Here is a 25,100-nt window from a genome sequence, read left to right as displayed (position 1 = left end):
GGGCGCCGCCATGCGTGCGGCGTGGGACTTTCTCTCCGGTTAGGTTGCGACGATATGGCGAGCGGCACAGTCAAGTGGTTCAACACGGCTAAGGGTTTTGGCTTCATTCAACCGGACGACGGCGGATCAGACGTCTTCGTTCACATCTCGGCCCTGAACCAGGCCGGCATGGACAGCCTGAATGAAGGCGACAAGGTGGATTACGAACTCGAGCAGGATCGACGTTCGGGAAAATTGGCGGCGACCGGCATCGTCGTGACGGCAGCGGGCGAGCCCCAACCCCGTCGCGCCGGCGGCGGCGGCGGCTTCGGCGGCGGCGGTGATCGTGGCGGCTACGGTGGTGGTGGCGGCGGCGGCGATCGCGGCGGCTACGGCGGCGGCGGCGGTGGTTACGGCGGCGGCGGCGGCGGCGGTGGTTACGGCGGCGGTGGCGGCCGGGATCGCGGCTTCGGCGGCAGCAGCGGTGGCGGCGGCGGCGGCTTTGGTGGCGGTGGCGGTGGCGGCGATCGTCCGCGCGGCACGGTCGCGGGCTCCGGCACCGGCTCGGTGAAGTGGTTCAACCCCACCAAGGGCTTCGGCTTCATCAAGCCCGATGGCGGCGGCCAGGACATCTTCGTCCACATCTCCGCGGTCGAGCAGGCCGGCCTGTCGGGCCTCAACGAGGGCCAGACGGTCAACTTCGACCTCGAACAGGACCGTCGTAGCGGCAAGACCTCCGCGACCAACCTGAAGGTCACGGGCTAGACCGGGACAGCGGGCCCGCCGCACCGCGGTGGGCCCTGCCATCGGCCATGGGGCGCCGACCGGCCGTCAGCGCGCTGGCTGCACCGGCGAGAGCCGCGCCACCCCGCCGCCCGGCAGCGCGGCCACATAGGGGCTGAAGCGGGTGTCGGGGGTCAGGTAGTCCGTCGACACATACTGCGCGCCCGAGGCGAACGCGGCGACCTGGCGGCGGGTGTCGTTCTTGCGCGCCTCCACGGTGTCGGCGTCGGCGCGGGTGCGCACGATGATCCCGGCCTTCACCGCCGCCGTGATCTGGTCAGAGAGTTCCGGAACCTCGTTCAGGGTGATGTAGCCGGCCGCCGGCGAGCCCACGTCGATGTTCACGAAGGCAGCGCGGCCCTCCAGCACCTTGCGGGCCTCGCGGTAGCGGGCGACCTGGTCCGGTGGGCAGTCCAGGGCGACCATCACCCGGCCCCGCGCGGCCTTCAGGGTCGGCCAGCCGTCGATGGCCACCGCCTCGCGCAGGGTCGCGTGCCGGCCCTGGACCTGGTCCGGCGTGATCAGGGCGGCCTCCGGGAAGACGGATCGGATCTCGGCGTCGATCTCGTTCATCGCCTTGGCGTCGAACAGCGGCGCCTTGGTCGCGCCCGGAATCGGCAGCCCACCCTCCTTCAGGTTCATGATGATCAGGATCGGCACATGGTCCGGGTGCGCCGTCGACCAGGCGCGGATCTCGCCCAGGCACCCGGTGAACAGCGGGCAGACCGAGCGGTAGTCCACCGACGGTTCGTGCAGCACCTTCAGCCCCGGCTGCTTCAGCGGCGCGAAGTCGTAGGGAACCGCGGCCTTGCCGGCCATGACATAGCCCAGCGGCCTGGCGTAGTGGCCGACCTCCGGGTCGTAGACCACGTCGATCTCCAGCTGCCGGGCGCCCTGGTTCAGCTGGGTGGTCAGCGACGGCTTCGAATAGTCGATCGCGTCCGCCTCCTTGGCGTTGGCCCCGCGGATGGTCGCCATCTCGTTGGGAGCGATGGCCATCTTGTAGCTGTTGTGGGTGCCGATCACCTGGATGGCGTTCATCGGCAGGGCGTCGACCGCCGCGCGCGTGCAGCCCGGCTGGCCGGACGGCGCCTCCAGGTCGCAGGCGGCGGAGACGGCGGCGGCGGCGAGCAGGGCGGCGAGCATGGGGCGATCCTCAGTCCGAAGGCGTAGACAGTAGGGTGAAGCCTAGTCCCAGGGAATGCGGCGTGGTTCGGCCGGCAGGTCTCCGGCCAGCACCCGCGGCAGACGCGCCAGGCCCGGCGGGAAGACCGGCTCCTGCGTGGTCGTGAGCGCCTGCACGGTCCACCAGCGGATGTCGTCGATCAGGTCCCGCTCCAGGGCGTTCCAGCCGGCCCGGCTCGGCTCGGCGCCGTGGCACCGCGCGACGATATACTGCTCGCGGAAGAGGGTCGGTTCCGGGATCCCCAGGACGCCCTCGCGCAGCCAGACGGCCGGCCCCAGCTCGAACTCCGCGATGCCGGTTTCCTCCCGGATCTCGCGGGCCGCGGCCTCGAGATAGGTCTCGCCCGCCTCCACCCCACCGCCGATCGTGAACCATGCCCCGTGCCCCGGCGGCCGACCGGGCAGCCGCCCCTTCATCAGCAGGATGCGGTCGTCGCGGTCCAGCAGCAGGACGCGGGCGGTCGGCCGAACGGGGGTCGCGGAAGCGTGTTTTTTCATCAACCTGGCCACGGACTATCGATGCCTTAAGCCCGATCGCCCCAATCTCCGGGACCACAGCAGCTCCAGAAGCACGAACCTTTCGATGAAGGACGATCTTCCCACCAGCAAGCGCGATCTGATCGCTCGCGTGGCGACGCTGGAACTGCTGGCGACCGACCTGATCCACATCCTCTGGCAGGTCTCGCCCACCGCCATGAACCGGCTGGCCGGCGACGCGGTCCACGACCTGGAGATCGGCCACACCCGCATCGCCCTGCCGGTCGGCGACCATCAGCGCGAGCGCCTCTACACCGTCCTGCAGAGCCGCCAACGGATGCTGAAGCGCAAGGACGTCGACGGCTGAGGCCGCCCTTCGGGGACCCCGGCGCGCAAACCCGATCTTAAGGCCGGCTCGCACATCCTGGGCGGCGAAGGGAAACGCGCCTTTGTCAACGCCACACAGGTTCCTGGGGTTCGGCTTCGCCGGCGCCGATCTCCTGCTGGAGATCCGGCCCGACGGGCGCGTGACGTTCGGCCTGGGGGCGGGCGAAACCGTGGTCGGCGTCGCAGACACCGCGCTGAGCAACCGACCGTGGACATCGTTCGTGGCCACCGAGGACCACGGCATGGTGGAGGCCATGTTCGCCGGCATGGGCGAGAGCGCCCGCGCCGGCCCGGTCGTGGTCGGGATCGCGACGCCGCCCAGGCAGCCGTCCCGGTATGCCAGCCTGACGGCCATCCGGCTGCCGCAGAACCAGGGCGCCATCTCCTGCGCCCTTGCCCGCGCGACGGGCCGCGGACCCGCCGTGCTCCACAGCCGCGAAAGCTTCGAGGCGCGCGCCGCCGAACTGCTGGCCGGGGCGACCCAGGAGCTGGAGCTGGCGTTCGTCGAACTGGGCGGGCTGTCGAAGGCCGACACCGACCCGAACAAGCTGCAGGCGCTGGTCGCCGGGGTGCTGCGCGCCCAGGCCTATCGTGGCGAGGCGCCCACCTCCCTGGGCACGGAGCGCTATGCGCTGATCCGCGCCCGCGAGGATACGGTGGACTCGCTGACCGACCGGATCGACCGGACGCTCGCGAACGCCGGCGTGCGCGGCGTCAGCACGGAGGCCGCGGCGGTGCCGATGACCGGGCTGGACCGCCCGCGACAGGTCACCCAGGCGCTCCGCTTCGCGCTGAACCAGGTGATGGAGCACGGCCTGGGCAAGGCCCTGCCCAGCGACTTCGCCGCCGTGCTGGAACAGTCCCTGCGCTCCACCCTCAGCAACGCCGGGCAACTGGGGGCGGCGATCAGGCACAAGCGCTTCAGCCTGGCCTACCAGCCGGTGGTGTTGCTCACCGACGGCAGCGTGCACCACCACGAGGTCCTGGTCCGCTTCGGCGCCAACGGCAGTCCGTTCCCGACCATCCGCCTGGCCGAGGAACTGGACCTGATCGAGTCGCTGGACGTGGCGATCCTCGAGGAAACGCTCGCAGTCCTGCTGCGCACGCCGGACATGATCCTGGCGGTCAACGTCTCCGGCCGCAGCCTGATGGGCGACAGCTACGTCGATACGGCTCTGCGACTGGTACGCGAGAACCCGGACATCCAGGGCCGGCTGATGTTCGAGCTCACCGAGAGCGCCGCCGTGGAGGACCTGCCCGCCGCGGACCGCCGCCTGCAGGCGCTGCGCGCGGTGGGCTGCAAGTGGTGCCTGGATGACTTCGGCGCCGGCGCCGCCTCGCTGGCCTACCTCCAGCAGCTGACCCTGGACCTGCTGAAGATCGATGGCCGCTACATCCGCGATCTGCAGCACGGGGGCCGCGAAGCCACCTTCGTGAAGCATCTGGTGAACATGTGCGCCGAGCTGAAGGTGGAAACCCTGGCCGAGATGGTCGAGACGGCGGAGGCGGAGGACGCCGTGCGCCGCGCGGGCGTCGACTACGCCCAGGGCTGGCTCTATGGCCGCGCCACCGAGACGCCGGCCGACGCCGCGGCCCTCACCGCCAGCCGCGGGCAGGCGCGGGGCGACGGGCGCCTGGCGACCCGCATGGCCCGCGAGCGCAAGCAAGGCGAATGGGGCTGACGCCTCACATTCTCTTGAGCGCGGACCCATGCCGTTTGTGCTCAGCGAAAATAGGGGCGTAGGCTCGATCCCATAGGGCGGCGCTGGCTGGCCTCGACCGGTCTGCGACCGTCCATAACCGCGCGCAAGGGCGCCACGACCTCCCGCAAAGTCGGGCGCCCTCGGCGCCATCGGCGATGGGAGAACGTAGCCATGGCAATCCAGGACATTGTGGGCGTCAGATCCGGGGGGTCGGTTCGGGCGCTGGCGCTCGTCGGCCCCACGAGCGCCGGCAAGACCGCCTTGATGGAGGCCCTGCTGGAAGCCGCCACCGGCACCGCCGTGCGCCCCGGCGAGGTGGGCGACTCCAGCCCGGAGGCCCGCGCCCGCGGCCACTCGGTGGAACTGAACCTCGCCGGTTTCGAGTTCATGGGCGACCGCTATGTGATCGTCGATTGCCCCGGCTCCCTGGAGTTCTGCGCCGAGATCGATCCCGCCCTGCCGGCCGTCGACCTGGCCATCGTGGTCGCCGAGCCGGACCCCGCCAAGGCCGTGCTGCTGCAGCCGGCGCTGCGCGAACTGGAGCGGATGGGCGTGCCCCACGCCCTGTTCATCAACAAGATGGACCAAGCCCGCGGCTCGCTGCAGGCGCTGCTGGAAGCGCTGGCGCCGGTCTCCTCCGCCCCCTTCGTCGCCCGGCAGGTGCCTACCTGGAGCGGCGACAAGGTCACCGGCTTCATCGACCTGGCCCTGGAGCGCTGCTTCGTCTACCGGCCCGGCAAGCCGTCCGAACAGGTCGACATCCCCGGCGACCTCCAGCAGGAGGAGGCGGACGCCCGCTTCCACATGCTGGAGCAGATCGCCGACTTCGACGACGAACTCCTGGAGCAGCTGCTCTCCGACGTCACCCCCAGCCGCGACGCGGTGTTCGCCGACCTGGTCAAGGAGATGAACGACGGCCAGATCGTGCCGGTCTTCTTCGGCTCGGCCCAGAACGGCTTCGGCATCCGCCGGCTGCTGAAGGCGCTGCGCCACGAGACCCCGCCATCGTCCCAGGCCGCCGAGCGGCTCGGCATCACCAGGGGCGCCTATGTGCTGAAGGCGGCCTATGCCGGCCAGTCGGGCAAGCTGGCCTATGCGCGGGTGTTCGGCGCCGACCTGCCGGACGGCGCGGACTTCGTCATGTCCGACGGCCAGAAGAGCCGCGCCGGAGGCCTCAGCCAGGTGCAGGGCTCGACCCTGAAGAAGATCGCCAAGGCGCCGGTCGGCGACATCTGCGCCATCGGCAAGGTGGAGCAGGCCGGCGGCGGCCAGATCCTGTCGACCACCGGCCAGACCCAGCAGGTCCGTTCGGCCGCGGGGTCGCGCCGGCCGCTCTACGCCGTGGCCCTGATGGCCCGCAACCGCAACGACGACGTCCGCCTGTCCGGCGCGCTCGGCAAGCTGGTCGAGGAGGACCCCGGCCTCTCCCTGACCCACGACGCCGAGCAGCGCCAGGTGCTGCTGGCCGGGCAGGGCCAGGGCCATGTGCGCCTGGCCCTGGAACGGCTGAAACGCCGCTACGGCGTCGAGATCGACACGGTCCAGCCGCGCACCCCCTACCGCGAGACCGTGGCCAAGGCGATCGGCCACCGGGCCCGGCACAAGAAGCAGTCCGGCGGCCACGGCCAGTTCGCCGATGTCAGCATCGAGGTCCGCCCCCTGCCCCGTGGCTCCGGCTTCGTGTTCCTGTCCAAGGTGGTCGGCGGCTCCGTCCCCCGGCAGTGGATCCCCGCCGTGGAGGTCGGGGTCCGCGACGGCCTGGTGAAGGGCCCGCTCGGGTTCCCCGTCACCGACCTGGAGGTCACCCTGACCGACGGCCAGAGCCATGCGGTGGATAGCTCCGAAATGGCCTTCCGCATCGCCGGCCGCATGGGGATCGAGGAGGCGCTGAAGGCCGTCGGGTCGATCCTGCTGGAGCCGATCGAGAAGCTGATCGTCTATTCCCCCAGCCCCAGCGCCTCGAACGTCACCTCGGCGCTGACCGCCCGCCGCGGCCAGATCCTGGGCCTCAGCCCCCGCGAGGACTGGCGCGGCTGGGAACGCATCGAGGCCTTCCTGCCGCAGAGCGAGCGCCAGGACCTGATCGCCGAACTGCGCGGCCTGACCCAGGGCCTGGGCGCCTTCGAGGCCGACTTCGACCACATGTCGGAGCTGCACGGGCGCCTGGCCGAGGAGGCGGCGCAGGGCGCGCGGGCTTAGCATCCGATCTTCCTCTCCCATTCAATGGGAGAGGGGTGGAGAGGGCAAGCACCGGTCTGTGAGTCCTGGGCGGGCAAACGATCCGCGGAGCCTGAGGCCTGCCCTCTCCACCATCGGCTCTTCGGCGACGGTCCCCCTCTCCCGCTTCGCGGAAGAGGAAGGGCGCGGTAGTACGGCGGGATGCAGCGCCTCTCCCTCACCGCCCTCCTCGTCGCCGACTATGACGACGCCATCGCCTTCTATGTCGGCAAGGCCGGGTTCGAGCTGGTCGAGGAGACCGACCAGGGTGGCGGCAAGCGGTGGGTGGTGGTCAGGCCGCCGGGCTCGGACGCGGCGCTGCTGCTGGCCAGGGCCGTCGGCGAGCAGGCCGCCCGGATCGGCGACCAGGCAGGCGGGCGGGTGTTCCTGTTCCTGGAGACCGACGACTTCGCCGGCGACCACGCCCGCATGAGCGCCGCCGGGGTGCGGTTCCTGGAAGCCCCCCGCCACGAACCCTATGGATCCGTGGCGGTGTTCGAGGACCTCTATGGGACCCGCTGGGACCTCATTCAGCGGGCTGGGACTGTTTCGCCATGAGCGCGTCGTCGATCTCGACTGCCCGGATCGCCGCCGGCCGGGCGTGGAGCCGCGCCACGTAGGCCTCGAACACCGGCCGCCGCTCGATCCCGCCGAACTGCATGCCCCAGCCGAGGTGCGAGCCCAGGTAGAGATCGGCCGCGGTGAAGCGGTCGCCGGCCACATACTCGCGCCCCTTCAGGGCGCCTTCGATGGCGTCCTGTACGGCCGACATGCTGCCGAACCCGACCATGGCTTGTTGCTCGGTCGGGACCTCGACCTTGAGCGAGCGGAGGCTGGTGGCCTGTTCGACGGGCCCGGCGGCGAAGAACAGCCAGCGATAGTAGGGCCCGCGATCCGGGCTGCCGTGCGCCGGCGCCAGGCCGGCCTGCGGGAAAGCGTCGGCCAGATAGGCGCAGATCGCCCCGCACTCGGTCACCACGGTGTCGCCGTGCCGGATCGCCGGCACCTTGCCCATCGGATTGATCGCCAGGTACTCCGGCCCCTTCATGCTCTCGCCGTAGCCCAGCAGCCGGGTCTCGTAGGGCTGGCCCGCTTCCTCCAGCATCCAGCGGACGATGCGGCCGCGCGACATGGGGTGGGTGTAGAAGGTCAGGTCGGACATCGTTGGGCTCCCATTACGACTGACCCTATCAAGCACCCTGCCTGCTGACATCAGTATGTCAGCAGGATGACCTCATTCGGCAGCCTGCAGCCGCCGGCTCATGCCCCGCCGCAGGTAGAGCTCGGCGACGATCAGGTTCGGGACCCAGGAGATCCAGGCGGTGATCGGATAGGCCTCCTCGAACGATAGGCCGGACGCCTGCAGGGCGCCAAGATAGAGGCGCAGGGTCACGGCGGCGAAGGTCAGGGCGAACGAGCGGATCATCCAGGCGCGGTGCTCGTCGAAGCGCCGGGCGCGCGCCGCCAGCCAACCCTGCGCCGTCACCAAGATCCAGGTCGGTGCGAGCAACCCGAAGCCCCAGGCCGCCACCGGTCCGGAGGTGGTTCCGAAGGCCATCACCAGTCCGCCGACCCCGCCGACCATGCAGGCTGTCACATAGGCTCGTCCGAGCCAGCGGTGGATGGCGCGGCGGCGGCGCAACGCGGGCAGGAACTGAAAGCCGCAGACCAGCAGCGCCGTCGCCGCCCCGGCCACGTGCACCGTCAGGAACGGCCTGGCGAACAGGTTGGCCAGGATTTGCGGCGACTCCGTCACGTTGGGCGGGCCCAGGTAGCGGTAGGAGAACAACGCCACGCCGACGCTCAGAAAGGCGCCCAGGCCCCACAACCCTCGGGAAAGCTTGGCATTCATCGGACTCTCGGCTCCGCACTTTGACGAGACCGGGATGCCAAGTCGCGAAAACCGCCGCCACCGGCAAGACGCGAACGGCGCCCAATCTGCGCGAATGAATGCCGTCGATCCGCCAGTCGTGGCAGGATCGCGCGAACGAATCCGCCGCACCCCGAGGCCATGCCGAACGCCCTGTTCCAGCACCGCGTCACCCGACTCGCCGCCGACATGGCCCTGTGGGCGGGGATCGGCCTGGTGATGGCTGTGCTGGGACCGTTCGGCTCGTCCGAGCGGTCGCTGCCGGAGCGGATCGTCTACTGGCTGATCTGCATGGTCGGCGGTGGAGTGATCGGCGTCGCCATCGATCGACCGGTCCAGCGGCTGACCGGCCAGTTCTGGGTTCGGCTGATGGCGGTCAGCGTGCTGATGACGCCGGGGGTGACCGTCCTGGTCGCCCTGACCAACCACTATCTGGCCGGCATGCACCTGACGTTGAAGAACCTGACGCAGCCGTGGTTCCAGGTGTTCGTTGTCTGTTTCGCCGCCATGCTGTTCCGCCAGCTGGTCTGGAACCGGCCGCCGGCCGCCGCCACGCCCGCCCCAGACCCGGAGACAGACCCGAGCCAGGCCTTCCGCCTGCGCCTGTCGGCCAAGCGCCGCGCCGCCGCCCTGATCGCGGTGGAGGCCGAGGACCACTACCTGCGGGTCCACACCGACGCCGGCGACGAACTGATCACCGCCCGCTTCGGCGACGCCCTGGCCGAACTCGCAGCCGCCCCGGGCTTCCAGACCCACCGCTCCTGGTGGGTGGCGGCCGACGCCATCGACGAGGTCCGCTGGCGGCGCGGCCGGGGCGAGGCCAGGCTGAAGTGCGGCCTCACCGTCCCGATCAGCCGCAGCAACGCCGCGCCGTTGAAGGCAGCGGGGTGGTTCTAGGACGGAGCGTCGCGCCCCGTTACTCCACGCTGATCGTCATGGCCGGGCTTGTCCCGGCCACCCATACGCACCGATGGCTCCAGGTTCGCGGCGGCGCCCGCCAAGCCCATCTTCCGACTGCTGGCGTTTATGGTTGGCCGGGACAAGCCCGGCCATGACGATGGTGGGAAGAGAGTCGCTGGAGCAGCCCTGTTCAGCGTAAGTGTGACCTACAGCCGCGAGGTGGTGATCTTCGTGTCCGCGCGCCGCCAGACCTCGGCCGCGTCGGCTGTGGCGCGGGCGGCGTCGCCGACCTTGCCCTGGGCTTGCAACGCGGCCGCCAGCCCGGTCAGGGCCCAGCCGTCGCGGCGGTAGGCCTTCAGGCTGTCGCGGTAGACGGCTTCCGCCTCGGCGGGCTTGCCGGCTTCGAGCAGGGCCGCGCCCAGCAGGTGCGCCACCGGGCGGTGCCAGTAGGCGGGCTCGGTGTAGGGCAGCGCCAGTTCCAGGTCGCGGGCCTTGGTGAAGGCGGCCACCGCGCCCGGCAGGTCCCCGGACTTGCGCGCGATCTCGCCGTCCACCGAGGCCAGGGCCACGGCGATCATCGCGGCGGCGGGGACATTGTAGGCGTCGTAGCGGGCGAACTTCGCCGTCTGCAGTGCGGCCAGCCTGGCGCGGTCGGCCTTGGCGGTGGGCAGGTCGCCGAGGTTGGCGTGGGCGAAGGCTTGGGCGTAGAGCCACATGGCCATGTCCAGGGTCAGCATGCGGTCCGGCGGCGGCTCGGCCAGCACCGCCTGGTACTTGCCGAACCGCATCAGCGTGACCACCGGCGTGAAGTTGTAGAGCTCGGCCAGCGACATCTGCCTGGACAGGTTCGGCGCATCCACCGCCTTCACCAGCCGCCGCGAGGCGTCGATGGCCGACTGGTAGCGGCCCTCCATCTCCGACGAGGTCCACAGGAAGTGCAGGTTGTGGCCGTAGTAGCCGGCCGGATAGAAGCCCTGAGCCTTGCAGGCGGCGATGTACTGCTCGTCCACCAGGGCGGCGTCCTCGTTGACCCGCGCGGCGTCGGCGTAGCGGCCGACGCGGTAGTAGATGTGGCTGGGCATGTGGACGACGTGGCCCGCGCCCGGCATCAGCGTCAGCAAGCGGTCGGCGGGACCCTCCGCCCGCTCCGGCGTGGTCGAGGCCTCCACGGCGTGGATGTAGAGATGCAGCGCGCCCGGGTGGTTGGGCGACCGCGCGATGGTCTTCTCCAGCACCTCGACGATGTCGGCGGCGTGGCCCTTGGGCGTCATGCCGTCGGCCTGCCAGTAATCCCAGGGCTGGGTGTCCATCATCGCCTCGGCCCAGAACACCTGGGCGTCGAGGTCGTCCGGATATCGGGCGGCGAGCCCGCGCATGGCCTCGGCGAAGGCCTCGTTCAGCAGGCCGCGGTCGGCCTTGCGGTCGGCGGCGTAGCGGCTGCCCAGGGCCGCGATCCAGGCCTGTTCGCGCGGCGTGACCTTGGGCGCCAGGGCCCGGGCCTTGTTCAGCGCCGCCCAGGCCGGGGCGATCGCGTCGTCGGGCATTGGCAGGTTGATGTTGGAGCCCAGCGCCATGGCCAGGCCCCACCAGCACATGGCGCAGTCGGGATCGAGCCGGGCGGCCTCGCGGAACGAGCGGATGGCCTCGGCGTGGTTGAACCCGAACATCAGGTTGACGCCCTGGTCGAAGAACGCCTGGGCCTGCGGCGTCGCCGTGACCGGCATGTTGTGGTCGCCCAGGCCCTTGAACACCGGTGCGCCGGGCTTGTCCGCCTCGCCGGCGTAGATCGACGGCATGGGCGGCAGGCCCATGCTTATCCCGGTCATCTTGGACATGTCGTGCGGCTGGGCAAGCGCGGGGCCCGCCCACATCGCCGCGATCAGAGCCAGAGCCGCGCGCATCCGCCTACCCTCCCACGATGGGGCAGCTTAGGCCGTCAGGCGGTGAAGGTGAAGCCGGAGCCGGGCTTGTAGGGTTGCTGCGCCTCGGCCCTGGGGACCTGGGTCACATTGGCCAGGGCGCCGCTGAGGGTCACGGCCGGGCCGCGGTCCACCGGACCGTCGGCGGGTTTCGCCGCGTCCCTGGATTTTTCCGCGGCCTTCGCCTTGTCGGTCGCATAGACGCCGTTCGGCCCGTCCTTGGGCTTGGCGGGGTCGATGTTCTTCTTGGCGTAGTCCACGTCCGTGCAGTTCTTGCACACGTAGCCGTTCACAACTTCCATGGTCGCGAGTGTCCCACGGCCACGGTTAAGCGACCGTTGTTACGGCTCAACTTTGTTTGAGGCCACTAAGGAAGCCCAGGATCGCGGCGTTGAACGCCTCGGGCTTGTCGATGTTGGCGGCGTGACCGGCGCCCTCGATGATCGCCTTCTTCGCGCCGGGGATCTTGGCGGCCATGTAGTCGCTGGCCGCCAGGAACGGTGTATCCTCCGAGCCCACCACCACGATCGCAGGGACCTTGATCTCCGGCAGCGAGGCCATCACCCCCGCGTCGCGCTGGGTCAGCATGCCCCGCGCCGCCAGGGCCAGCCCCTTGGCGGACTTGTGCCGCGCCGTCCGCCGCTCCGCGCTGCCCTTCTCCAGCAGCGCCAGGCCTTCGATCTCATAGCGCTCGGCGGTCTTCAACGAGGTCTTGTTCCAGCCTTCGCGCGCCTGGTCGTTCTTGTAGCCGGGACCCGTGTCGATGATCAGCAGGGCCTCGACCCGGTCGCCATGCACCCGGTTGAAGGCCAGCGACATGTAGCCGCCCAGCGACAGCCCGCCGACGATGGCGGTCCCGGCGCCCACCGCGTCCAGCAAGGCCGCCATGTCGGCCACCGTGGCCGGCTCGGAATAGAGCGCGGGATCCTCCGGGCTGTCGGACTGGCCGTGGCCGCGCATGTCCCAGATCACCAGCTTGTGGTCCTTCGACAACGCCTCGACCTGGCCCTCCCACATCTGCGACGTCGCCGAATAGCCGTGGGTCAGCAGGATCACCGGGCCCTTGTCGCCGTGGACCTGGTAGTAGAGGTCCACGCCCTCGCGGTTCAGCGTCGCCATCAGGCCGCCTCCGCCTTGCTGCGCTCGACGGCGCGCATCATACCTTCGACCACGGTGTCGTAGAGCGCCGCCGGGAAGTCGTGGCCCATGCCCTCGATGACCCGCAGCTCCGCGCCGGGGATGCTGGCCGCGGTGTCCTGGCCGCCGGTCAGCGGCACCAGGGGATCGGCCGCGCCGTGGATCACCACCGTCGGCGCGGTGACATACGCCAGCTTCGGGCGCCGGTCCGGCGAGGCCGCGGCGGCCGCGTACTGCCGCATGAAGCCCAGCGGGCTGTAGCTGCGCTCGAAGTCGGCGCGGATGCGCTGGCGGATCTCGCCGGCCTCGGTCGGATAGCCGGGCGAGCCGGTCACGAAGGCGCCTTTCACCGCGTGGTCCAGATAGCCCTCGAAGTCCGTGAGCGGGTCCGGCCCGCGGTCGTTCAGCACCGCCATAGCCTCGGGCGAGGCCGGCGGCAGGGCGCGGTTGCCGGTGGTCGACATGATCGAGGTCAGCGACAGGGTGTGCTGCGGATAGTGGGCCGCCACCAGCTGCGCCACCATCCCGCCCAGCGAGGCGCCGACGATGTGGGCCCGCGCGATCCCCAGCACATCCAGCAGGGCCGCGGCGTCGGCGGCCATGTCGTCCAGCAGATAGGGGACGTTGGGCGCCCTGCCCTCGGACAGCGCCTTGAACATCGCCGGGAAGTCCGGGACCCCGGCCGTCTCCAGCTTGGTCGAGAGCCCGATGTCGCGGTTGTCGAAGCGGATCACCCGCATCCCCCGCGCCGCCAACCTGTCGACGAACGCCTGCGGCCAACGGGTCATCTGCGCGCCCAGACCCATGATCAGCAGCAGCGGCTCGCCATCCGCCGGGCCGGTGACGTCGTATTCGATCTCGATCCCGTTGGCCCTGACCCTCGGCATGGCGTTCGTCCCCTGATGCTCTTGTTGGGACTATCGAAGGCTGTTTGGGGCGGGTTGTCGAGCGCGATGCGGCCGCTCAGGCCTTGGTCGCGGCGATGTAGTTGTCGACGGCGTTCCCGACCACGGTCAGCGGCATGGAGCCGGAGAGCAGCACCGCATCGTGGAACTTGCGGATGTCGAAGCGCGAGCCCAGCGCGGCCTTGGCCTTCTCGCGCAGCCGTAGCAGGGTGATCTTGCCGACCATGTAGCTGCACGCCTGACCCGGCCAGACGCTGTAGCGTTCGATTTCCTGCTGGGCCAGGGCGGGCGGATCGCCGTCGATCGAGGACAGGGTCTGCGTCGCCTTCTCGCGGCTCCAGCGCAGGCTGTGCAGGCCGGTGTCGGTGACCAGCCGGCCAGACCGCAGCAGGGCGTCGTGGACATAGCCCAGCTCCCAGGCCGGTTCGTCGGCGTAGAAGCCCATCTCCTGGGCGAGCTGCTCGGAATAGAGCGCCCAGCCTTCGGCGTAGGCCCCGAAGCCGCCGGCCTTGCGGATCATCGGCAGGTCGGCCTCCTGCTGCAGGCTGAGCTGCAGGTGGTGGCCGGGGATGCCCTCGTGGAAGGTGGTGGTCGGCATGTCCCAGAAGGGCGCCTCGCCGGTGTCGCGCAGGTTCAGCCAGTAGATTCCCGGGCGCGTGCCATCCAGGCTACCGGTCGTGTAGTGGGTCGAGGCGCCGGCCTCGGTCGCCGCGGGGATGCGGCGGATCTCCAGCCCGGCCTTCGGCAGGGTCCCGAAGTATTGCGGCAGCCGCCTCTGCATGCCCTGCACCAGGACGTTGAGGTCGGCGATCTCCTTGGCCTTGCCGGCGTCGGTGTTGGGATAGACGTACTTCGGGTCCTTGAAGAGCGCGCCGTAGCGTTCGGCGACGCCGCCCTGGCTCATGCCGATCTTCCGGAACAGCACGTCGGCGCGGGCCTGCAACTCGGCGGTGACGTCGAGGCCGACTTTGTGCACCTCGGCCGGGGTCATGGTCGTGGTGGTGCGGGTCTGCAGGGCCTGGGCGTAGTAGGCCTCGCCGTCGGGCAGGCGCCAGACGCCGGCGTCGTGCGTCGCCTGGCCCTTCAGGCTCTCCAGCAGCGCCATCTGGCGGTCCAGGGCCGGCAGAACCTTGCCCTCGTAGACGCCGGTCGCTTCATGCGCCCAGTTGCCGGCGATCCCCTTGGCCTTGGCCCGGTCGGTGACCGAGGCGACCAGGCTGGATTTGTCGGCCGGCTGCCGCAGGGTCTTCATGCCGGAGAGGGCGCCGGCGATGCAGAAGTCCGGCGGGACGACGCCCAGGGCCACGTCGCGGCGCACCGTCACCAGCTCCTCGTCCATCTGCCGGGCGAACTCGCCGAGGCGGGCGACATAGGCCTCGCAGTCGGCGCGGGTCTCGATGGTATGCTGGCTGTCCAGGAAGTCCGGCACGCCCTGCCAGGCGCCGGTGATCTGGCTCAGCACATAGGGCGAGCCGCCGCCCTCGGCGCCATAGGCAAAAGCCCGGTTGGCCCGGTCGGTCATGTCCAGGTCGTAGAGCACGGAGTCGTAGTTCACCGCCGCCATGCCGGTGAGCGCCTTGCGGTCGATGCCGCGCAGGCGGGCGAGCTGGGCGCCCGTCTCGCCGCGGCGGCGCGCGATGTCGGCCAGCGACCCCTTGCTGAGCTGGGACTTGGCGTCGGCGTGCGCGCCCTTGTCGAGGCCGAGCGCGGTGGCGAGCTCCGGCGACTCGGCCAGGGTCACGGCGAAGAGGTTGTCTAGGGCCGTGTTGAGCTGGGCTTCGGCGCCGGCCGCCGGCGCGGCGGTGGCCCGGCCGGCCAGCGCGAGCGCGGCGGCGGAGACGATGAGCTGGCGACGGCTCTGCATATGCGCCTCCTGTGACCTGATGTGAGGCAGGCTTTGAGGCCGTGGCGTCGCTTGGGCAAGCGAGCGCAGGCGAGGCGCCGCATTAAATCCCGGTAATGCGCAACGCCCTGCCGCCCGCCCTGGCGGAGCGGGGGCGGATCGGATGAAATGGAAGGGCTTTCAGGCAAGGATTCCATCCCGATGTTACGCGTGTCGCGGTACGTGCTGGCCGCCGCCCTGCTGCTTACCCTGAGGTCCGGCGCGACCGCCCAGACCCGGCCGGCGGCGGCTGACAAGACCGTGGCTGCCATCCGCGCCAGCGCCGGGTTCAGGACCGCCATGGCGACCCTGGACCAGGACCACGACCGCATCGTCGCCGAGACCATCGAGCTGACCGAGATCCCCGCCCCGCCGTTCAAGGAGAAGGTGCGCGGCGAAGCCTACCTGGCCAAGTTCCAGGCCCTCGGGCTGACCGAGGTCGAGATGGACGCCGAGGGCAATGTCACCGGCCTGCGCCGCGGGACCGGCCCGGCCGGCGGGCCGCTGGTGGTGATGGCCGCGCACCTGGACACCGTCTTTCCCGAGGGCACCAACGTGAAGGTCCGACGCGAGGGAACCAGGCTGTTCGCCCCGGGGGTCGGCGACGACACCCATTCCCTGGCCGTGCTGCTGGGCTATGTCCGCGCGCTGGACGCCGGTAAGGTGAGGACCCGGAAGGACATCCTGTTCGTCGGCAACGTCGGCGAGGAAGGCCCCGGCGACCTGCGCGGCACGCGGTTCCTGTTCGGCAAGTCGAAGTACGCGGACCGCATCGTCGCCTTCTTCTCCATGGACGGCGCCTCCGCGGAGCGGGTGACCTACGGCGCGGTGGGTTCGCGCCGCTACCGGGTGACCTTCAGGGGGCCGGGCGGCCACAGCTACGGCGCCTTCGGCCTGGTAAACCCGATGGCGGCCATGGGGACCACGGTGGTTGAGATGAACAAGGTCCGCGTGCCGACCCAGCCGAAGACCACCTACATGACCAGCGTGGTCGGCGGCGGCACCTCGGTCAACTCGATCCCCGACGCCATCTGGCTGGAGATCGACATGCGCTCCGAGAGCAAGGAGGAGCTGGCCAAGCTGGACGGCCTGTTCCTGCGCATCGTCAAGAGCGCGGTCGAGCAGGAGAACGCCGCCCGCTCCACCCGCGCCGGCAAGATCGCCGCCGACCTCAAGCTGATCGGCGAGCGGCCGACCGGCGCCACCAAGCCGGACGCCGAGATCGTGCAGATGACCGCCGCCGCCATCCGAGCGGCGGGCTACGCGCCGATCTTGGGCTCCAGCTCCACCGATTCCAACGTGCCCATCAGCCTGGGCATCCCCGCCGTGACCATCGGCTCGGGCGGCGACGGCGGCCGGGCGCACGCGGTGGACGAGTGGATCGACGTGGCCAAGCCGGAGAGCGTCAGGGGCATGGCCGTGGGCCTTTCGGCCCTGCTGGCGATGGCCGGGAGCTGACGCCATGCCGACGGTGGCCGTGGTCGGCGGCGGGCCGGCGGGCCTGTTCGCCGCCGAGCAGCTGGCCGCCGCCGGCCTGGAGGTGAGCATCTACGACCAGATGCCGTCCGTGGGCCGCAAGCTGCTGATGGCCGGGCGCGGCGGGTTGAACTTGACCCATTCGGAGGCGTTCGAGGCCTTCGTCGGCCGCTACGGCCCGGCGGCCGAGCGCCTGCGGCCGATGCTGGAGGCCTTCCCACCGGCCGCACTCACCGCCTGGGCCGAGGGGCTGGGCCAGCCGACGTTCGTGGGCTCGTCGGGCCGGGTGTTCCCCAGGGCGCTGAAAGCCTCGCCCCTGCTGCGCGCCTGGCTGGCGGGGCTGGCGGCGGCCGGGGTCACCTTCCGCATGCGGCATCGCTGGCTGGGCTGGACGGCTGACGGCGCGCTGCGGTTCGACACCCCGGACGGCGAGGCGACGGTGCGGGCGGACGCCACCGTCCTGGCCCTGGGCGGCGCCAGCTGGCCGCGGCTGGGATCCGACGGCGCCTGGACCGGCCTCCTGGCCGAGGCCGGCGTCGAGCTGGCCGCGCTCCGTCCCGCCAACATGGGCTTCGATGTCGCCTGGAGCCCGGTGATGCTTGGCTTCGCCGGCCAGCCGCTCAAGGGGATCGGGCTCAGCTTCGGCGGCCGCGCCGCGCGCGGCGAGGCGATGGTCACCGCCTATGGCCTGGAAGGCGGCGCGCTCTACGCGCTGGCAGCGCCGCTGCGAGAGGCCATCATGGCCCAGGGTTCGGCCGAGCTCCTGATCGACCTGCGCCCCGACGCCGCCTTGGCGGACCTTGCGGCGCGGCTGGCCCGTCCGCACAGTGACCGTTCGCTGGCCAACCACCTGCGCCAGGCGCTCAGGCTCTCGCCCGTCGCGATCAATCTGCTGCGCGAGGCGCATGGCAAGCACCTCCCCGCCGACCCGGCCGCCCTGGCCGCCGCCGTCAAGGCCGCGCCGCTGCGGCTGACCGGCGTGCAGCCCCTGGCCCGCGCCATCTCCTCGGCCGGCGGCGTGCGGCTGGGCGCTGTGGATGCGCACCTGATGCTGCGCGCCCGCCCCGGCGTCTTCGTCGCCGGCGAAATGCTGGATTGGGAGGCGCCCACCGGCGGCTACCTGCTGCAAGGCGCCTTCGCCACCAGCCGCGCGGCGGCGCAGGGCGTGCTTCGCCGGCTGGGCCGAGCCTAGGCCGCCACCTCCGCGCGCACCGCGTGCGGCCAGGGATCCACCGTCACCCGCCGCATGTGGCGGCGGTGGCCGGCATAGTCGTTGAGGGCGAAGTGCCAGACCGAGCGGTTGTCCCAGAACGCCACCGAGCCCCTGGCCCAGGCGAACCGGCAGGTGAAGCCCTCGTGGCGGCAGTGCTCGAACAGGTAGTCGAGCAGGGCCTTGGATTCCCGCGGCTTCCAGCCGTCGATGCGCAGCGTGAAGGCCGGATTGACATACAGCGCCTTGCGGCCGGTCTCGGGGTGGACCAGCACCATGGGGTGGACATATTCGCCCACATAGCCGTCGGCCTCAGCCACCGACATCGAGGTCCGCTTCTTTGCCGAGGCGCCGGTCGAGGAGTACTCCTTGCTGGCGGAGTGCACGGCGCTGAGCGTCTCCAGCGTCGCCTTCAGCCCGTCCGACAGGGCGTCGTAGGCGGCCGCCTGGCTGGCGAACAGGGTGTCGCCGCCGAACTCGGGAATCTCCAGCGCATAGAGGATCGACCCGATCGCGGGGGTCTCCAGGAAGCTCATGTCCGAATGCCAGCCGCCGCCGAAGTTGATGCGGTCCGCCGGCTCCTTGATGATCTCCATCACCTCGGGCTGGCCCGCCATCCCGGCGACATAGGGGTGGATGTTGAGCGGCCCGAAGCGCGCCCCGAACGCCACCTGCTGGGCGGGGGTCAGGGTCTGGTCGCGGAAGAAGATCACCTGGTGCTCGACCAGCGCCTGGCGGATCGCCGCTACCGTGGCGTCGGGCAAGGTCCGCGACAGGTCCACCCCGGAAAGCTCCGCGCCGAGGGCGCCCGCCGCGCGGCGAATGTTCAGGGTCTGGCTCATCGACGGTCCTCCGGAAGGCCATGATACAATAGCTCAGGGAGGACCCGCGAGATGGATAAACCCACCGCCCAGTTCGACGCCGACGCCCATGCCGCCCGGATCCGTGAGCAGGGCTTCACGGTGATCGAGGACTTCATCGGCCCGGCCGTCCTCCAGGCGGTCCGCGACGGCCTCGCGCCCTACCGCGACAGCCACCACGGCCGTAACGACTTCGAGGGCTTCAGGACCGAGCGGATCTATACCCTGGTCGCGCGCGCCAAGGTGTTCCAGGACCTGGTGGAAGAGCCGCGCGTGCTCGGCCTGATCGACCGCTTCCTGCAGCCGGGCTACCTGCTCACCGCCTGCCAGTCGATCCAGATCAATCCCGGCGAGACGGCCCAGGACCTGCACTCGGACGACAGCTTCTACCGGCTGCCGCGTCCGCGGCCGGCGATCAGCTATACCCTGATCGCGGCGGTCGACGATTTCACCCGGGCGAACGGCTGTACCGAGGTGATCCCAGGCAGCCACCTGTGGGGCAATCCCGGCGCCGAAGGCCGGCCCAACGACATGGCCACGATGGAGTCGATGCTGGTCCCGATGGAGATCCCGGCCGGCGCCTGTTTCGTGATGGCCGGCACCCTGCTCCACCGCGGCGGCGGCAACCGCTCGGACAAGCCCCGCCTGGCGTTCACCAACCAGTATTGCGAGCCCTGGGCGCGGCCGCAGGAGAACTTCTTCCTGGCCATCCCGCGCGAAGAGGTCCGCGAGATGTCGCCCCGGGTGCAGACGCTGCTGGGCTACGACATCTGGCCGGCGTTCATGGGCATGGTGACGGCCTCTCATCCGGCCAAGGCGCTGGAGCCCGGCTGGGTCCCGCCGGTGGTGGCGCAGCGGCCTCGAGGATAGGCCGAGCGCGCGGCAGCGCCCCCTCCACCCCTTCGGGGTCCCCCTCCCCCGCAAGCGGGTGAGGAACTCAAGTCCGACCGTCGATGCAAAGTTCCTCCCCCGTGAAAACGGGGGAGGGGGACCCCGAAGGGGTGTAGGGGGCGCTGCCGTGCGCAGGGCGCTGCCGCTACCCCAGATTCCGCGCGAAAAGCCCGAACAGGCGTTCCCAGTGGCGCTCGGCCGCCGGCTTGTCGAACACCGCGCCGCGTTGCGGGAAGGCGAAGCCGTGGTGGACGCCGGCGTAGAGTTCGACCTCGGCGTTCACGCCCTCGGCCTTCAGCGAGGCGTCGAGGGCCTCGACCATCTCCAGCGGCGCCCAGGTGTCGTGTTCGGCGCAGGCGAAGTAGAGCTCGGCCTGGGTCTTCTGCGCCGCCAGGTGCGGGCTGTCCGCCGCGTCGGTGACCAGCTGCACGCCATAGACCGAGGCGGCGCAGCGGATGCGTTCGGGATGCCGCGCGGCGGCGTTGATCGCGTACTGGCCGCTCATGCAGTAGCCGATGGCGCCGGCCGGCCCGGGGCTGGCCGCCGGGTCACGGTCGGCGAAGTCCAGCAGGGCGTCGGTGTCGTCCATGATCAGCGGGATGGTGATCGAGCCCATGAACCCGAACATCCGCGCCCTCGCCTCCTTGTCCTCCAACGGCGGAAGGTCTTTCATCTCCATCACGCCGGAGCGGTAGTAGAGGTTCGGCAGCATGACGTAGTAGCCGACCGCAGCGATCCGCCGGGCCATGTCGCGCAGCTCCTCGCGGATCGCCGGGGCGTCCATGTAGAACAGGATGATCGGGAACGGGCCGCCGCGCTCGGGGTGCGTGATGAAGGTGGTGGTGGTCCCGTCCTTCGTGGCGATCTCGACTGTCTGCTCGATCATGCGCCCACCAGCTCCGAAGGTTCGACGCCGATCTGCTTCAGGAAATCGGCGGCGTAGTCAATGCGCCCGGTCATGATCTTGGGGTCGCCGACCGCCAGTTGATAGACCGCCTCGGCGATGTATTTGATCGGCTGCACGCGATCCTTGGTCGCCTCGGTGATCAGGCCGTGCACCGCGACGCCGGGGGTGTCGACCAGGCCGGGCGAGACCACGTTGACGGCGATGTTGTCGTCATAGACCTCGGACGCCAGGCCGGTGGTGAGGCGCTCCAACGCCGCCTTGCACATCCCGTAGACCGTGCCGCCGCCCCGGCGATTGTAGGGCGGCTTGGGGTGGATGCCGGCGCCGGACGAGATGTTGACGATGGCCCCCGACTTCTTCTGCCGCATGGCTGGCAGCACCAGCTGGCTGAGGTGGAAGGGCGCCCAGACCTGGACCTCCATCATCAGGTCGAAGCGCTTCTTGGGAAAGGTCTCGACGGGGATGAAGAAGGTCACGGCGGCGTCGTTCACCAGGATATCGATGTCGCCATAGGCCGCGACCGCTTCCTTCACCAGGCGCTCGCGGTCGGCCTCCGAGGACAGGTCGGCCTTGATCGCGGTGGCCACGCCGCCGGCGGCGCGGATGCGCTCGACCGTGGCCGCGAGGGTCCCCGGCAGCTTCGAGTCGCCGGTCTCGGCGGTGCGGGCGGAGACCACGACCCTGGCCCCCTCCATCGCCAGGCGCACGGCGATGGCCTCGCCGATCCCGCGGCTGGCGCCGGTCACCAGGGCGGTCTTGCCCTTCAGGGTCCCGTTCGGATCGATCGCCGCCATCGTAAGCCTCCCATACCGTGTTTTCTGGTTTGGCGGGCACGGTCGCGCGGGCGGCCTTCAGTGGCAACCCCCAAGCGGGCGCGGCGCTCAATCCTTCGGAAGATGGAGGTGGCGCACAGTCAGGTCATGGACCTCCAGGCGGTCGACGCGGAGGCGGCGGACCCGAACGCCGCCGATGGCCAGGTAGCCCACGGCCATGCGCCCGACCGCCACCGCACCCACGGCCAGCGCGCCCAACGCCGCGGCGCCCACGGCAGCGACGAGCAGGCTGCGCAGGGGAAACCCTACCACCTTGCGCTCGCCGGTCATGACCGGGCCGCCCTTTCGTCCAGCGCGCGGCGCACCTGCGCCACCACGCTGGCCCAGTCGCCGGGCTTCGGCTGGCGGAAGATGCGGATCGACGGATACCAGGGGCTGTCCGACCGGCCCTGCATCCAGCGCCAGTCGCCGGTGAACGGCAGCAGCAGGAAGCACGGCTTGCCCATTGCGCCGGCCAGATGGGCAGCGGCCGTGTCGACGCTGACCACCACATCCAGCCCGGCCATGATCCGGCGGGTGTCCTCCAGGTCGGTCGCGCCGGTGGCGTCGGGGGCCAGGCTGCGCACGCCGGGCCAGGCCGCGACCTCGGCCGCGAGATCCGCGGGCAGCGAGCGTTGGCGGTCGTTTGGGTGGTCCGCGCTGCCGGCCGCAACCAGGCCGATCCCCGTCCCGCCGGCCTGGCCCGGCAGATAAGGCGCGGGCGGGATGGTCTGCAGCGTCGTCCCGCTCAGCAGCGGCAGCGACCCGGCCAGCGCCCAGGCGTCGTGCCGCGCGATATCCACCCGGCCCTCGGCGGTCAGCAGCGGCGCGCCCAGCGGCGCGAACAGTCGGGTCAGCGCCGGGCGACACATCAGGGTGACCTCGATCCCCTGCGCCTTCAGCGCCGGGACATAGCGGGCGAACATGATCTGGTCGCCCAGCCCCTGCTCCGGCAGCACCAGCAGGTCGTCCACCGGCTCGCCGTTCCATTCGGGAAAGCTGAGCTGGGGCTTCTTCATGCCCGGCCGGATCCGCCCTTCGTACAGCGGCCAGCCCTCGGGGTAGCGGCCGGCGCGCAGCAGCACGAAGCCCAGGCGACGGCTGAAGTCCGGGTCGCCCGGCCGCGCTGCCAGCTCGCGCCGGTAGAGCGTCTCGGCGTCGGCGAACTTGCCCTGGTCCTCCAGCACCAGGCCGAGATTCAGCGGCACCTGCGGCGGCGGGCTGGGCCCCATCAGGGCGCGGTAGAGGCCTTCGGCGTCGCCGAACCGCCCGTCGCGCGCGGCGGCGAAGGCCAGCTCATAGACCTGGGCGAAGGTGAGGGTCGTGGGTGGGGGCTGCTGAGTCACGGCGGCGATCAATGAAGCGACCGCGGCGGGATGACAAGCCGTGCGCTCGGCGGCCGCCCCGCCGCCACGGAATTCGGATCAAGCCGCCTTCTGGAGTTCCTGCTTCACCCGTTCGGCCAGGGTCTTGATGTCGATCGGCTTGGGCAGGAACGAGACGTTGCGTTCGCCCTCCAGCAGGTCGGAGAACTCGCTCTCCGCATAGCCGGAGATGAACATCACCGGCGCCGCGCCCAGGTACTGGCGGGCCTGTTTCAGCAGGTCGGGGCCCTGCATGCCGGGCATGACCACGTCGGAGATCATCAGGTCGATCTGGCCGGCGTGCGCCTCGGCATATTCCAGCGCCTCCTCGCCGCTGGCCGCCTCGATCACCTCGTAGCCGCGGGCGCGCAACAGCTTGGCGGCGACGCCGCGCACGGCGTCCTCGTCCTCGACGAACAGGATGCGGCCGGCGCCGGACAGGTCGCGAGCCTTGGGCGGCTTGGGCGCCGCCGGCTCGGCGGCCGGCTGCAGCGAGACCGGGGCCATGTGCACCGGCAGGAAGATGCGGAACGCCGCCCCCTCGCCCGGCTTCGACGCCACCGCGATCCAGCCGTCGGACTGCTTGACGATGCCATAGACCGTCGCCAGCCCCAGGCCGGTCCCCTCGCCCACCGGCTTGGTGGTGAAGAAGGGATCGAAGATCTTGTCCATCACCTCCGGCGCGATGCCGGGGCCGTCGTCGCTCACCTCGACCAGGGCCTGGTCGCCGATGGCGGTGGGATAGCCCAGGCTCCGGGCCTCCTCCTGGGTGAGACGCGCGGTGCGGATGCGGATCACCCCGCCGCCGTGGCTGCGGATGGCGTCGCGGGCGTTGACCACCAGGTTCATCACCGCGGTGTCCAGCTGGCCGCGGTCGGCACGCACGTGCGGCAGGTTGCGGCCGTAGTCGGTGGTGAGCTTGACGTCCTCGTACAGCAGCCGGCGCAGCAGCACCTCGGACTCGCTGATCATCTCGCCCACGTCGAGGATCTCGCGCTGGACGGTCTGCTTGCGCGAGAAGGCCAGCAGCTTGCGCACTAGGTCGGCGGCCCGCATCGAGGTCTGCTTGATCTCGTTGAGGCCTTCATAGGAGGGATCGCCCACCGGGTGGCGCGGGGCCAGCACGTCCAGCTGCATCAGGATGGCGGTGAGCAGGTTGTTGAAGTCGTGCGCCACGCCGCCCGCCAGCTGGCCGATGGCTTGCATCTTCTGGCTCTGGCTGAGCTGCAGTTCGATCTGCTTCTGCTCGGAGACATCCACCAGATAGGCCACCCAGCGGCCGACGCTCTGCGACAGGTAGAGGTGGGCGATGCGGCTGGGGTCGTGCGCCAGGCGCACTTCCAGCGGCGCGTGGCCGTGGCGGGCGTCGGCGATGCGCATGGCGGCGTCGACCCGGCTGGTCGGCTCGATCAGGTCCCCGAACGCCTGGCCCACCTCGCCGCCGTGGGCGACGGCGGCCAGCGCCGGATTGGCCTCGATGATCCGCGCCTCGAAGGGATCCTCGCCTTCCAGCAGGGCGGCGCCGAATGGCGAGGCCGCGGCGAACGCGTCCAGCACCTTGGGCGGCGGAGACTTGGCGCCCGCGACGGCGTTCAGCACCTCCATCGCCGAGGACGGCAGGGCCAGCGCCCCGCTGCCGCGGCCGGTCAGGCGCACCAGGAAGCGCCGCGGGCCGAGCGGCGAGACCAGGGCCTCGCGCTCCTGGCCGCCGGCCTTGACGCCGGCGCGGCCCTGCTCGCCCCGCCGCGCGGCGGCCAGCGCCCCGAACAGGCTGGCGGCGGCGGCCCCGCTCTTGGGCAGGCGCGGCCCAGGGCCCATGGCCTCGCGCCAGGCGGGGTTGACGGTGAGCAGCCGGCCGTCCGGCGCGGCCACGGCGGCCGGCTCGTCCAGCGCCGACAGGAAGGCCTGCGCCCCGGCCTCGCTCTCGGCGGGGGTCTCGGCGGCGCCGCGCAGCACGAACAGGCCGATGCCGCAGACCCCGGCCAGGCCGACCAGCAACAGCATGCTGGCGATGGTCTCGGGCCCGGCGTTCAGCACCGGCGCCCCGGCGAACCCCACGGCCAGCAGGAAGAACAGCACCGCCAGCGCGATGAAGGGATCGACCTTGCGGGTCTTCGGCGGGAGCTCGGCCATGGCGGGCGTCATCGCCTCCGGCGAATCAATGATCTGCATTTTGTCACACGGGCCCGAGCGTTTCGCCTTCCGGTGAGATCACCTGACGGCGAAACGCTCCGTT

At 70.8% G+C, this 25,100-nt stretch carries 24 protein-coding genes and 1 pseudogene; 10 read left to right on the top strand and 15 right to left on the bottom strand.

Going from position 1 to position 25,100, the window contains the following annotated elements; all coding sequences use genetic code 11:
• Positions 1–54: 54 nt before the first annotated feature.
• Together Q0R13_RS12180 and Q0R13_RS12175 are read left to right on the top strand one after the other, a co-directional pair.
• Positions 55–243, top strand: a pseudogene (locus Q0R13_RS12180) (cold-shock protein); the annotation flags it as partial.
• A 303-nt stretch (positions 244–546) separates the two neighbouring features.
• Positions 547–744 (top strand): cold-shock protein, encoded by a 198-nt coding sequence (locus Q0R13_RS12175; protein WP_240606517.1) that lies wholly within the window; start codon positions 547–549, stop codon positions 742–744.
• Positions 745–810: 66 nt separating this feature from the next.
• Here the strand turns inward: Q0R13_RS12175 and Q0R13_RS12170 are convergent, their stop codons facing one another.
• Positions 811–1,908 (bottom strand): phosphatidylinositol-specific phospholipase C1-like protein, encoded by a 1,098-nt coding sequence (locus Q0R13_RS12170; RefSeq protein ID WP_293904231.1) that lies wholly within the window; start codon positions 1,906–1,908, stop codon positions 811–813.
• A gap of 42 nt (positions 1,909–1,950) precedes the next feature.
• A complete protein-coding gene (locus Q0R13_RS12165) occupies positions 1,951–2,445 on the bottom strand; it encodes an NUDIX domain-containing protein (RefSeq protein WP_293904229.1) in 495 nt (164 codons plus the stop codon).
• 85 nt (positions 2,446–2,530) lie between these two features.
• On the opposite strand from Q0R13_RS12165, the gene Q0R13_RS12160 reads away from it, so the two are divergent.
• The 4 genes from Q0R13_RS12160 (at position 2,531) to Q0R13_RS12145 (ending at position 7,289) form a co-directional block, all read left to right on the top strand.
• A complete protein-coding gene (locus Q0R13_RS12160) occupies positions 2,531–2,791 on the top strand; it encodes a hypothetical protein (protein WP_293904227.1) in 261 nt (86 codons plus the stop codon).
• Between the two features lie 82 nt (positions 2,792–2,873).
• On the top strand, positions 2,874–4,493 hold the full coding sequence (locus tag Q0R13_RS12155) for an EAL domain-containing protein (RefSeq protein ID WP_293904225.1): 1,620 nt from the start codon (positions 2,874–2,876) through the stop codon (positions 4,491–4,493).
• A gap of 192 nt (positions 4,494–4,685) precedes the next feature.
• A complete protein-coding gene (locus Q0R13_RS12150; RefSeq protein ID WP_293904223.1) occupies positions 4,686–6,713 on the top strand; it encodes an elongation factor G in 2,028 nt (675 codons plus the stop codon).
• Between the two features lie 180 nt (positions 6,714–6,893).
• The gene (locus tag Q0R13_RS12145) at positions 6,894–7,289 is read left to right on the top strand and encodes a VOC family protein (protein WP_293904221.1); all 396 of its coding nucleotides are present in this window, start codon (positions 6,894–6,896) and stop codon (positions 7,287–7,289) included.
• Here the strand turns inward: Q0R13_RS12145 and Q0R13_RS12140 are convergent.
• Positions 7,258–7,893: a glutathione S-transferase family protein gene (locus Q0R13_RS12140; protein WP_293904219.1), complete on the bottom strand. Its 636-nt coding sequence runs from the start codon at positions 7,891–7,893 to the stop codon at positions 7,258–7,260. The two genes, Q0R13_RS12145 and Q0R13_RS12140, sit on opposite strands and share 32 nt — an antisense overlap.
• Before the next feature lie 72 nt (positions 7,894–7,965).
• A complete protein-coding gene (locus Q0R13_RS12135) occupies positions 7,966–8,583 on the bottom strand; it encodes a DUF2306 domain-containing protein (RefSeq protein WP_293904217.1) in 618 nt (205 codons plus the stop codon).
• 159 nt (positions 8,584–8,742) lie between these two features.
• Here Q0R13_RS12135 and Q0R13_RS12130 point away from each other — a divergent pair, with 159 nt between their 5' ends.
• Entirely contained in the window at positions 8,743–9,498 is a 756-nt protein-coding gene (locus Q0R13_RS12130; protein WP_293904215.1) for a LytTR family DNA-binding domain-containing protein, read from the top strand.
• A gap of 209 nt (positions 9,499–9,707) precedes the next feature.
• On the opposite strand, the gene Q0R13_RS12125 is transcribed toward Q0R13_RS12130, so the two are convergent.
• The 5 genes from Q0R13_RS12125 to Q0R13_RS12105 all read right to left on the bottom strand — a co-directional run bounded on the left by Q0R13_RS12125 (position 9,708) and on the right by Q0R13_RS12105 (position 15,326).
• Positions 9,708–11,402 (bottom strand): hypothetical protein, encoded by a 1,695-nt coding sequence (locus Q0R13_RS12125; RefSeq protein ID WP_293904213.1) that lies wholly within the window; start codon positions 11,400–11,402, stop codon positions 9,708–9,710.
• A 35-nt stretch (positions 11,403–11,437) separates the two neighbouring features.
• Positions 11,438–11,722, bottom strand: a complete 285-nt coding sequence (locus Q0R13_RS12120; protein ID WP_293904212.1) for a hypothetical protein — start codon at positions 11,720–11,722, stop codon at positions 11,438–11,440.
• 46 nt (positions 11,723–11,768) lie between these two features.
• Entirely contained in the window at positions 11,769–12,539 is a 771-nt protein-coding gene (locus Q0R13_RS12115) for an alpha/beta fold hydrolase (protein WP_293904210.1), read from the bottom strand.
• Positions 12,539–13,444 carry an alpha/beta hydrolase gene (locus Q0R13_RS12110; protein WP_293904208.1) on the bottom strand — a complete coding sequence of 302 codons (906 nt, stop codon included), beginning with the start codon at positions 13,442–13,444 and terminating at the stop codon, positions 12,539–12,541. Before Q0R13_RS12110 ends, Q0R13_RS12115 begins: the two co-directional genes overlap by 1 nt.
• Positions 13,445–13,520: 76 nt before the next feature.
• Entirely contained in the window at positions 13,521–15,326 is a 1,806-nt protein-coding gene (locus Q0R13_RS12105) for a DUF885 family protein (RefSeq protein WP_293904206.1), read from the bottom strand.
• Positions 15,327–15,506: 180 nt separating this feature from the next.
• Here Q0R13_RS12105 and Q0R13_RS12100 point away from each other — a divergent pair, with 180 nt between their 5' ends.
• Positions 15,507–16,802 (top strand): M20/M25/M40 family metallo-hydrolase, encoded by a 1,296-nt coding sequence (locus Q0R13_RS12100; protein WP_293904204.1) that lies wholly within the window; start codon positions 15,507–15,509, stop codon positions 16,800–16,802.
• 4 nt (positions 16,803–16,806) lie between these two features.
• Positions 16,807–18,012, top strand: coding sequence for a TIGR03862 family flavoprotein (locus Q0R13_RS12095; protein ID WP_293904202.1), 1,206 nt, complete (start codon positions 16,807–16,809; stop codon positions 18,010–18,012).
• On the opposite strand, the gene Q0R13_RS12090 is transcribed toward Q0R13_RS12095, so the two are convergent.
• The gene (locus tag Q0R13_RS12090) at positions 18,009–18,872 is read right to left on the bottom strand and encodes a TauD/TfdA family dioxygenase (RefSeq protein WP_293904200.1); all 864 of its coding nucleotides are present in this window, start codon (positions 18,870–18,872) and stop codon (positions 18,009–18,011) included. The two genes, Q0R13_RS12095 and Q0R13_RS12090, sit on opposite strands and share 4 nt — an antisense overlap.
• A gap of 51 nt (positions 18,873–18,923) precedes the next feature.
• Between Q0R13_RS12090 and Q0R13_RS12085 the strand changes: the two genes are divergently transcribed.
• Complete coding sequence (locus Q0R13_RS12085; RefSeq protein ID WP_293904198.1) at positions 18,924–19,760, top strand: phytanoyl-CoA dioxygenase family protein; 837 nt, start codon at positions 18,924–18,926, stop codon at positions 19,758–19,760.
• Positions 19,761–19,926: 166 nt separating this feature from the next.
• Here Q0R13_RS12085 and Q0R13_RS12080 read toward each other — a convergent pair whose 3' ends face one another.
• The 5 genes from Q0R13_RS12080 to cckA all read right to left on the bottom strand — a co-directional run bounded on the left by Q0R13_RS12080 (position 19,927) and on the right by cckA (position 24,997).
• The gene (locus Q0R13_RS12080) at positions 19,927–20,667 is read right to left on the bottom strand and encodes a dienelactone hydrolase family protein (protein ID WP_293904196.1); all 741 of its coding nucleotides are present in this window, start codon (positions 20,665–20,667) and stop codon (positions 19,927–19,929) included.
• Complete coding sequence (locus Q0R13_RS12075) at positions 20,664–21,482, bottom strand: SDR family NAD(P)-dependent oxidoreductase (protein ID WP_293904194.1); 819 nt, start codon at positions 21,480–21,482, stop codon at positions 20,664–20,666. Before Q0R13_RS12075 ends, Q0R13_RS12080 begins: the two co-directional genes overlap by 4 nt.
• 87 nt (positions 21,483–21,569) lie before the next feature.
• Positions 21,570–21,791, bottom strand: coding sequence for a hypothetical protein (locus Q0R13_RS12070; RefSeq protein WP_293904192.1), 222 nt, complete (start codon positions 21,789–21,791; stop codon positions 21,570–21,572).
• Positions 21,788–22,846 carry a tetratricopeptide repeat protein gene (locus Q0R13_RS12065; protein WP_293904190.1) on the bottom strand — a complete coding sequence of 353 codons (1,059 nt, stop codon included), beginning with the start codon at positions 22,844–22,846 and terminating at the stop codon, positions 21,788–21,790. The genes Q0R13_RS12070 and Q0R13_RS12065 overlap by 4 nt, the downstream gene beginning before the upstream one ends.
• Positions 22,847–22,924: 78 nt before the next feature.
• Positions 22,925–24,997 (bottom strand): cell cycle histidine kinase CckA, encoded by a 2,073-nt coding sequence (gene cckA / locus Q0R13_RS12060; protein WP_293904348.1) that lies wholly within the window; start codon positions 24,995–24,997, stop codon positions 22,925–22,927.
• Between the last annotated feature and the right edge of the window lie 103 nt (positions 24,998–25,100).

This window comes from Phenylobacterium sp. (assembly GCF_025351295.1).
In the GTDB taxonomy this organism is placed as follows: Bacteria; Pseudomonadota; Alphaproteobacteria; order Caulobacterales; family Caulobacteraceae; genus Phenylobacterium.
This window is presented reverse-complemented; position numbering and strand designations above follow the sequence as displayed.